The following is a 7841-nucleotide window of genomic DNA, read 5'->3' as shown; positions in this document are numbered from 1 at the left end:
GCAACCGCCCGTCGGGGTGCCGGCGGCGGCCCCGGAACCCAGACCCCGGCGGCGGCCAGTGCCGGACCGTGCGTCGCGAAGACCGCCTCCGGGGTCCCGTCGGCCCGGACCCCGCCACCCGGCTCCAGGACCACGACCCGGTCGACCAGCGGCAGCGCCTCCGACACCCGGTGTTCGACCAGGATCAGTGTGCTGTCGGCGTCGACCGCCGTCGCGACCGCGTCGCGGACCAGTGCCGCGCCGGCCGGATCCAGGTTGGCGGTCGGCTCGTCCAGCAGCAGCAGACCTGGCCGGAGCGCGAGGACGCCGGCCAGGGCGAGCCGCTGCTGCTCGCCGCCGGAGAGTGCCGCCGTCGATCGGTCGAGTCCGTAGGGAAAGCCGACCCGGTGCAGTGCCTCGGAGACCCGGTGCCAGATCTCCGCCGCCGGTACGCCCCGGTTCTCCAGCCCGAACGCCACGTCGTCGCCGGCCCGGGCCATCACCAACTGGGTCTCCGGGTCCTGGAAGACGATGCCGACCCGCTCCCGACCCTTGCGGGGATCCAGCCCGTCGATCTCGACGGTGCCCTCCTGCTCCCCGGAGTCCTCGGCGAGCAGGCCGGCGAGCGCGGCCAGCAGGGTGCTCTTGCCGGCTCCGGAGGCGCCGAGCAGCAGCACCCGTTCGCCGTGCTCGACCCGCAGGTCGACGTCACGGACCGCCCAGGCCCGCCGCCCGGCATGCCGCCAGCCGAATCCGCGCAGTTCGACCGCGCTCATCGCCGCACCGTTTCGACCGAATCCCCGCCCGTGCTCCCGTCGCCGGTCAGACGGCGGTACGTTCGCGACCGGCAGGGAACCGGTCCAGTACGCCGGTCTGGGCCAGCGCCCGGGTCAGCAGCCAACCGCCGGCCCCGGCGATGACGGCGGCGCTGACCACCGTGATCAGGAAGACCGGGAGCCGGAACGAGTCGAAGTCGAGCTCGGAGTAGTAGCGCCACTGGTCGAAGAGGGCGGCGGCGAGCCCGGCGAGCGCCCCGGATCCGATCGCCACCGGCAACCGGAAGGAGCGGTAGCGGACGGCGAGGAAGGCCGCCTCCGCGCCGGCACCCTGGGCGAGGCCCTGGAGAATCGCGACCATGCCCCACTGGCTGCCGAGCAGCACCGAGACGAACGCCGCGACGAACTCGCAGTACAGCGCGGCGCCGGGCTTGCGGATCACCAGCCCGCCGAGTACGCCGGGCAGCAGCCACACGCCGTAGATGACCGCCTGGGCCGGCGGGAAGAAGGTGAAGGCGCCCTCGGTGGCACTCCAGACCAGGTTCCAGGCCCAGAAGATCACCCCGAACGCGACGGCGATCACCGACGCGACGACGATGTCGACCGTACGCCATCGGGCGTTGCTGGCTTGCTTCATGATCATGCCTCCCAGTCGCGCAGCGAACCAGGCAGGACGCACGCCGCAATCCGGAGGTCCCGGACTGCGGCGCGGCTGGAGACTCGACCGAACTCCCTGCGCTGGCATTACCCAGATCAGGTTCGAGGGTCTGCGGGTGTGACCCGCACTCTCAGCGCTGTGCGCTCCCCTGTCGGATGTGCAGTTGTTTCGCAGACGCTAGCACCGGATCGGGCACCGCCGATAGCGGCGGGGCAGCCGGATGTGGCCGCCGACACCCTGCCCCGGGCCAGGGCGGGTTCCGCCGGGGCAGCCGTACGAGCAGGGCCCGGGCCCAGTGGGTAGGCTCCGGACGATGGCGATCACGGTGCGGGGACTGACCTTCGAGGTGACGGCCGGCGGTCCGCCGGACGGTGAACCGGTCCTGCTGCTGCACGGCTTCCCACAGCACAGTGCGCAGTGGTCCGGAGTCGTACCCGCGCTGCACGCTGCCGGGCTGCGCACGTACGCGCTGGACCAGCGCGGCTACTCGCCCGGCGCCCGCCCCGCCGACGTGTCGGCGTACCGGCTGACCGAACTCGTCGCCGACGCCGTCGCCGTGCTCGACGCGCTGCGAGTGGACACGGTCCACCTGATCGGCCACGACTGGGGCTCGGCCGTCGCCTGGACCATCGCCGCCCGGCACCCCGAGCGGGTCCGTACCCTGACCGCCGTCTCCGTGCCGCATCCGGCCGCGCTGGCCTCCGCGCTGGCGTCCGATCCGGACCAGCAGAGCAGGTCGGCCTACATGGCGTTGTTCCGGCAGGCCGGCCAGGCCGAGCAGGCGCTGCTCGCCGACGACGCCGCCGCGTTGCGCGCGATGCTCGCCGGAGTCGGGGAGGACCGGGTCGACAGCTACCTCGAACCGATGCTCCGACCGGGCGCGCTGACCGCCGCGCTGAACTGGTACCGGGCGATGTCCGGCCGGGAACTCGCCGGGATCGGGCCGGTGTCGGTGCCGACCACCTTCGTCTGGAGCGACGGCGACATCGCGGTCGGTCGCACCGCAGCCGAGGCGTGTGCGGGTCAGGCGACCGGTGACTACCGCTTCGTGGCCCTGGCCGGGGTGACGCACTGGATCCCGGACCAGGCACCGGAGGCGCTCGCCGGGGCCGCGCTGGCCCGGATCGGCGCCGGCAGGCGATTGACGAGGTCGGAGGAAGCATGACACTGAGCGCTGACGGCTATCTCGACGTGGTGACCGAGACGATCGGGCGGGTGGCGGAAGGCCAGCGGGACGGCGTACACCGGGCGGCTGACCTGATCACGACGGCGCTCCGGAACGGGGGCGTGGTGCAGGCCTTCGGCACCGGTCACTCGGAGGCACTGGCGATGGAGATCGCCGGTCGGGCCGGTGGGCTGGTGCCGACGAACCGGATCGCGCTGCGGGACCTGGTACTGCGCGGCGGCGAGCCGGTCGAGATCCTCGGCCCCACCCTGGAGCGGGATCCGACGGTGGCGCACCGGCTCTACGAGGTGTCTCCGGTCGATCCCCGGGACGTCTTCGTGATCGCCTCCAACTCCGGCGTGAACGGCACCATCGTCGAGTTCGCGTCGCTGGTGAAGGAGCGCGGGCACGGGCTGATCGCCATCACCTCCCGGGAACATTCCGCCGGGGTGCCGTCCCGGCATCCGTCCGGGCGCAAGCTCGGTGACCTGGCCGACGTGGTGCTGGACAACGGCGCTCCGTACGGCGACGCGACCCTGCCGCTCCCCGGTGGCGGCGCGGTCGGCGCGGTGTCGTCGATCACCGCCGCGCTGCTCGCCCAGCAGATCGTGGTGGAGGTGGCCCGACGGCTGATCGAGGCGGGGGAGACGCCACCGGTCTACCTCTCGGCGAACATCCCGGACAGCGACGGGCACAACAACGCCCTGGAGGCCCGGTACGCGGGACGGATCCGGCGCGGCGCCTGACTGCCGCCGACGGGGCCACCCGGACCGGGACGGCGAGGCCGGCGACGCGCGTTGGCCCCGGTCCGGTGGTCCGGGCTCCCCGTCCGGTTGCTGCCCGGTGCTCAGCCCGGCGGACTTCCCGCCCGCACCGAGCGCGATGACTCGGCCAGCGTGGCCGACCCGGTCACCGGTCGATCCGTCCGGGCTGCCACCTCCGCCGGTTCGTCCTCGGCCTCGCCGGAATATCCGCGCGCCTGGAGCGTGAACAGCCGCGCGTAGGTGCCGTCCCGGTCGAGCAGTTCCTCGTGGCGGCCCTGCTCCGTGACCCTTCCGCCGTCGAGCACCGCGATGGTCGGGGCGTCCCGGACCGTGCCGAGGCGGTGCGAGATCAGCAGACTGGTCCGGCCCGCGCGGTAGCGCTTGAGCCGGCGGTGTATCTCGTACTCCGCCTCGGCGTCGAGGCCGGAACTCGGCTCGTCGAGGATCAGCAGGTCGTGGCGGTCCCGAAGGAGCGCCCGGGCCAGCGCCACCCGCTGCCACTGGCCGCCGGAGAGCAGGACACCGCTTGCCGGGTCACCGTCCTGCACGTCCTGGAACATCCTGCTCAACAGCGTCTCGTACCCCCGGGGGAGCCGGTCGACCACGTCCGCCACGCCGGCCCGCTCGGCGGCCGCCTCGAGCCGGGGCGGATCGTCGAGGGCCGAGATGTCACCCATGGCGATGTTCTCCGCGACGGTGAGGTCGTAGCAGGTGTAGTCCTGGAAAACGGCGCTGAGCCGGTCGCGCAACTGTGCCGGATCGAACTCGCGGATGTCGACGCCGTCCCACAGGATCGCGCCCCGCGTCGGGTCGTAGAGCCGGCACAGCAGTTTGACCAGTGTGGACTTTCCGGAACCGTTGCGCCCGACCAGGGCGGTGGCCTGACCGGCCCGGATCAGCAGATTCGTGTCGCGCAGCACCCACGGCTGGTCGTCGCCGTACCGGAACCACACGCCGCGCAGTTCGATTCCCCCGGACAGTTCGGGAACCGGGCGCGGTGTGGCGGACACCGGCAGGTCGGACGGGGTCCGCATGACGATCCGGTAGTGGTCGAACATCAACTGCGCCTGGTGCATGACGGAGAGGCCCCGGATCAGCCCGGTGAGCGAGGACTGGGTACCGGCCACGGCGGCGACGAACATCGACACGTCGCCGACCGTGAGCCGTCCGGACAGTGCGCTGGCCGCCGCCCAGACCAGGCCGCCGCTCGCGATCCCGGCGGACAGCAGTGCCAGCGCCCCCTGGGTGGTCAGCACCTGCCGGTCCATCCTCTGCCGGGCCGAGTTGATCGACCTGAGGTCCGTCAGCATCCGGGTCCGGAGAAAGTCCGCGACGTTGAACAGCCGTATCTCCTTCGCCGTCTGCAGGCTGCGGAGGAGTTCGGTGTAGAAGAGTTCGCGCCGCTCGGTGGGGCCGAGTTGCCACGCCAGCCGGACCCGACGTTTGTTGAGCAGGATCTCCGCCGCGAACGCCGGCACGGCGGCCACGACCACCACCGCGGCCATGACCGGGCTGAGTACCGTCAGAGTGATGAGAAAGCCGGTCATGGTGATGATCGCCTGGGTCAGCCCGAGTACACCGCCGAGCACCTGGCCAGGGCTCTCCGCGCCGGCCTGCAACGCCAGCATCAACCGGTCGTAGAACGGCGGGTCCTCCAGCCTCACCAGGCCCGGCAGCCTGCTCACCCGGGTGAACAGCCGGTCCCGGACGACCACCCGTACGTTGCGTCCCATGGTGGCGGCGGCGAACGTCGTGACATGTGGGATCACCGCGCTCAGTATGGCCACCACGCCCAGCAGGAGGGCCAGTTGCAGCAGTGGGGTGAGACCACCCGGTGTCCGGGCGGCCACCCGGTCGATCAGCAGTTTGGTCAGCCAGGCGATGGCCACCGGCGCGGTACCGGCGCCGAGGCTCGCCACCACCAGCGCGGCGACCGAGCCGGGCGCGGCCCGGGTCGCCAGCGCCATGGCGGCGGCAGTGGCCACGATCCGTTCCCGAATGCCGTTCCCGGCAAGCGGGTCGCCAGCCTGAGCGGGCCGTCCCCTCACGCCGGTACTCCGGCCGGAAGTTTGCCGACCTTCCGGGTCGCGACGGTGATGGTCCGCCCGTCGACCACCCCGAAGGCGGGAATGCCGTCGACGGCGAAGGCCGTCTGCACAGCTCCCCGGGGATCCTCGACGACCACCCGGCCGATCCGGTTGAACACCTTGGCGTACTCCGCGACCTCGTCGTCGTCCGGACCCCGGCTGATCACCGCGAGCACCCGGTCCCGGCCGTACGGCTGCGACTCGACGTACTCGAGGAACTGCGGCACGGCGGCGGCGCAGGGCTTGCAGCCCGGGGTGAAGAAGCCGACCAGCGTGTGGCGGTTCAACGTGGCCAGCGATACCGGGCCGTCGCCGATCGTGTCGGCGACGAAGTCGGTCGCCTCGGTGCCCATCGGGCGGGGCGGTTCGGCATCCGCCCGCTGGTCGGCAGCCGAGGGCTGGTCCCGGAGCCGTCGGACGACACCGACCGTGAACAGCAGGTTGAGCAGACTCAGCAGGCTGAGCAGGATGACCAGGGCGACAAGGTAAGCCATCTCGGGAGATACCCCTTTCTAGATCCCGGCACCCGTTCGGCGTGCCGGAGGACGGAGGGTGAACAGCTCGACGACGTCGTCGAAGAGGACGAAGACCAGCGCGACGGCGCTTCCGGCGACGGCGGCGATGGCCGCGAGGACGAGGTCGACCGGCGTCTGCGGGAGGAGCTGTCCGAGCAGGGCCGCTCCGGCGATCGCCGACAGCAGCAGGTTGCGGACGATGTGTCGCCAGCCCAGCGGTGTCGCCGATGCTCCGAAGCACGGGCACGGGACAGCCGTGCCCTTCCGCATCGCGAGTGCGATCATCACGATGAAGCCGAGCAGCATCAGCAGGGCCAGGCCGAGGCCGACGGCGGGGGTGAGGCCGAACAGCGCCGCGCCGAGCGCGAGCGGCACCGCCGCCTCGGTACCGACCGTGCCGACAGACACCGCGGCGGAGAGCCGGAACGGAACGATCCGCAGCCGTGCGATCGAGTCCGTGAAGTCGCGGAACGACGAAGCCGTACGCAGCTTGCTGGCGGCGGCCCAGCCGAACACCACGGCGACGAGGAATTCGCAGCCTACGACGACGTACGCCATCAGCGGGACCTCCCGTGACCGAGGCGGGCGATTACGACGCCGAGCAGCCGGTCGGTGGTGTAGTAGCCGTGTTCCCGCGAGTCGTAGCTGGCCTGGGCGTTGTCGCCGAGCAGCACCAGTTTGCCGGGTGGAACGGACGACTCCGGTGCGTTCCGCAGCGCGGGCACGGTGTCGCGGGGCAGCGGATCACCTGGAACGGCGACCGCCCGCTTGATGATGCACGGACCCAGCGGCCGGCCCGTGAACGACGAACTCCGGGCCGGTCGCGGTCTGACCTCCGCCGGGGCCGGTACCCGGACCTTCAGTTCGTCGCGCAGCACCACCACCGCGCTGCTCCGCAGTGCCCGGTCCGGCGTCCGGCGTACCACGAGCTGTTCGCCCGCCCGGTACGTCGGCTCCATGCTGGCGCCGTGCACCGTCACCACCAGGTAGCGGTGGCGGAGCCAGCCCAGCGTGGCAACCGCCGCCAGCACCACACCACCGGCCGCCAGCGACCACGACGATGTCTGCGACATCTGAACTCCCATCATCCTCTGCACCGGGTCACCGTCGACCCGGTGTTTCCGCTGCTCGACCGGCCGGTTCCAGCTCCGGCACCGGCCACTCCGGTACGCACAACCTGTCCCGCAGCCGGTGGTTGCCGTACCGCAGGTCCAGGACGCGGCAGCGCCCGCTGGCGAGTTGGGTGGCGAGGAACCGCACCGACCAGTCGGGGTGGGCACAGAGCAGCGCCCCGACCGCGCGGACGGCCAGCGGCAGGTGGTGGCAGTGCCGGACTATCGCGGCGACGTCCTGATCCGAGCCGGCGAGTCGGGCGCCGCCCACCAGTTCGGTGAGCAGAGTGACGGAGTCGGCGGCGGAGAGCACGGGCAGCGGGAACTGGGCGGCGTGGTCCAGCGGGAGCGGACGTCTGCTGGTGACCAGGACCGCGCAGCCGACGCCGGTGGGCAGGAGCGGGAGTACCTGCTCCTCGTCGACGGCGTTGTCGAGGACCATCAGCACCCGGCGGTCGGTGGTGATCGAGCGGAGCCGGGCCGAGGCGGCCCGGAGTCCGGTGGCGGGGCCGATGGTGGAGTCTCCGAGCGCCCGGAGAAACCAGCAGGCCAGTTCGTCGGCGGTGACCGGGCCGTCCTGGGTGGCACCGCCGAGATCGGCATAGAGCTGGCCATCGGGAAAGCGGGCCGCCGCCTCGTGCGCGACCGACAGGGCCAGCGCGGTCTTCCCGACGCCCGGCCGCCCGCTCAGCGCGACCACCGGCGGGCAGGAACCGGCGGGCAGCAGGGCCGCCGCCAGTTTCCGGCGCTCCTGGAGCCGACCGACGAACAGGGTGGGGCGGGGG

General features: G+C 72.2%; 9 protein-coding genes and 1 riboswitch. Of the genes, 2 read left to right on the top strand and 7 right to left on the bottom strand.

Annotation, left to right across the window (positions count from 1 at the left end; all coding sequences use genetic code 11):
* Together I0C86_RS35620 and I0C86_RS35615 are read right to left on the bottom strand one after the other, a co-directional pair.
* Nucleotides 1–755 (bottom strand): energy-coupling factor ABC transporter ATP-binding protein (locus tag I0C86_RS35620; RefSeq protein ID WP_196205706.1); only part of this gene is annotated, 755 nt, incomplete at its 3' end.
* A 46-nt stretch (nucleotides 756–801) separates the two neighbouring features.
* Nucleotides 802–1392 (bottom strand): ECF transporter S component, encoded by a 591-nt coding sequence (locus I0C86_RS35615; RefSeq protein WP_196205705.1) that lies wholly within the window; start codon nucleotides 1390–1392, stop codon nucleotides 802–804.
* 75 nt (nucleotides 1393–1467) lie between these two features.
* A riboswitch (TPP riboswitch) is annotated at nucleotides 1468–1573 on the bottom strand.
* A 153-nt stretch (nucleotides 1574–1726) separates the two neighbouring features.
* Between I0C86_RS35615 and I0C86_RS35610 the strand changes: the two genes are divergently transcribed.
* Both I0C86_RS35610 and I0C86_RS35605 read left to right on the top strand, forming a co-directional pair.
* The gene (locus I0C86_RS35610; protein WP_196205704.1) at nucleotides 1727–2578 is read left to right on the top strand and encodes an alpha/beta fold hydrolase; all 852 of its coding nucleotides are present in this window, start codon (nucleotides 1727–1729) and stop codon (nucleotides 2576–2578) included.
* Entirely contained in the window at nucleotides 2575–3324 is a 750-nt protein-coding gene (locus I0C86_RS35605) for a sugar isomerase domain-containing protein (protein ID WP_196205703.1), read from the top strand. The genes I0C86_RS35610 and I0C86_RS35605 overlap by 4 nt, the downstream gene beginning before the upstream one ends.
* A 101-nt stretch (nucleotides 3325–3425) precedes the next feature.
* Here the strand turns inward: I0C86_RS35605 and I0C86_RS35600 are convergent, their stop codons facing one another.
* From I0C86_RS35600 to I0C86_RS35580, 5 genes are all read right to left on the bottom strand, one after another.
* A complete protein-coding gene (locus I0C86_RS35600) occupies nucleotides 3426–5327 on the bottom strand; it encodes an ABC transporter ATP-binding protein (protein WP_323374045.1) in 1902 nt (633 codons plus the stop codon).
* 59 nt (nucleotides 5328–5386) lie between these two features.
* Nucleotides 5387–5923 (bottom strand): TlpA disulfide reductase family protein, encoded by a 537-nt coding sequence (locus I0C86_RS35595; RefSeq protein ID WP_196205702.1) that lies wholly within the window; start codon nucleotides 5921–5923, stop codon nucleotides 5387–5389.
* 18 nt (nucleotides 5924–5941) lie between these two features.
* Nucleotides 5942–6502, bottom strand: coding sequence for a MauE/DoxX family redox-associated membrane protein (locus tag I0C86_RS35590; protein ID WP_196205701.1), 561 nt, complete (start codon nucleotides 6500–6502; stop codon nucleotides 5942–5944).
* A complete protein-coding gene (locus tag I0C86_RS35585; RefSeq protein WP_196205700.1) occupies nucleotides 6502–7017 on the bottom strand; it encodes a S26 family signal peptidase in 516 nt (171 codons plus the stop codon). The genes I0C86_RS35590 and I0C86_RS35585 overlap by 1 nt, the downstream gene beginning before the upstream one ends.
* A 28-nt stretch (nucleotides 7018–7045) precedes the next feature.
* A partial coding sequence (locus I0C86_RS35580; protein ID WP_230395332.1) for an NB-ARC domain-containing protein occupies nucleotides 7046–7841 on the bottom strand: 796 nt, incomplete at its 5' end.

This window comes from Plantactinospora alkalitolerans (assembly GCF_015690345.1).
In the GTDB taxonomy this organism is placed as follows: Bacteria; Actinomycetota; Actinomycetes; order Mycobacteriales; family Micromonosporaceae; genus Plantactinospora; species Plantactinospora alkalitolerans.
The sequence above is the reverse complement of the archived record's forward strand: the minus strand, read 5'-3'. Positions and strand labels throughout refer to the sequence as shown.

Excerpts from the sequence above, each read along its gene's own strand:
- I0C86_RS35590 (WP_196205701.1), bottom strand. The coding sequence starts at position 6,502 with ATGGCGTACGTCGTCGTAGGCTGCGAATTCCTCGTCGCCGTGGTGTTC.
- I0C86_RS35615 (WP_196205705.1), bottom strand. The coding sequence starts at position 1,392 with ATGAAGCAAGCCAGCAACGCCCGATGGCGTACGGTCGACATCGTCGTC.
- I0C86_RS35585 (WP_196205700.1), bottom strand. The coding sequence starts at position 7,017 with ATGTCGCAGACATCGTCGTGGTCGCTGGCGGCCGGTGGTGTGGTGCTG.
- I0C86_RS35610 (WP_196205704.1), top strand. The coding sequence starts at position 1,727 with ATGGCGATCACGGTGCGGGGACTGACCTTCGAGGTGACGGCCGGCGGT.
- I0C86_RS35605 (WP_196205703.1), top strand. The coding sequence starts at position 2,575 with ATGACACTGAGCGCTGACGGCTATCTCGACGTGGTGACCGAGACGATC.
- I0C86_RS35595 (WP_196205702.1), bottom strand. The coding sequence starts at position 5,923 with ATGGCTTACCTTGTCGCCCTGGTCATCCTGCTCAGCCTGCTGAGTCTG.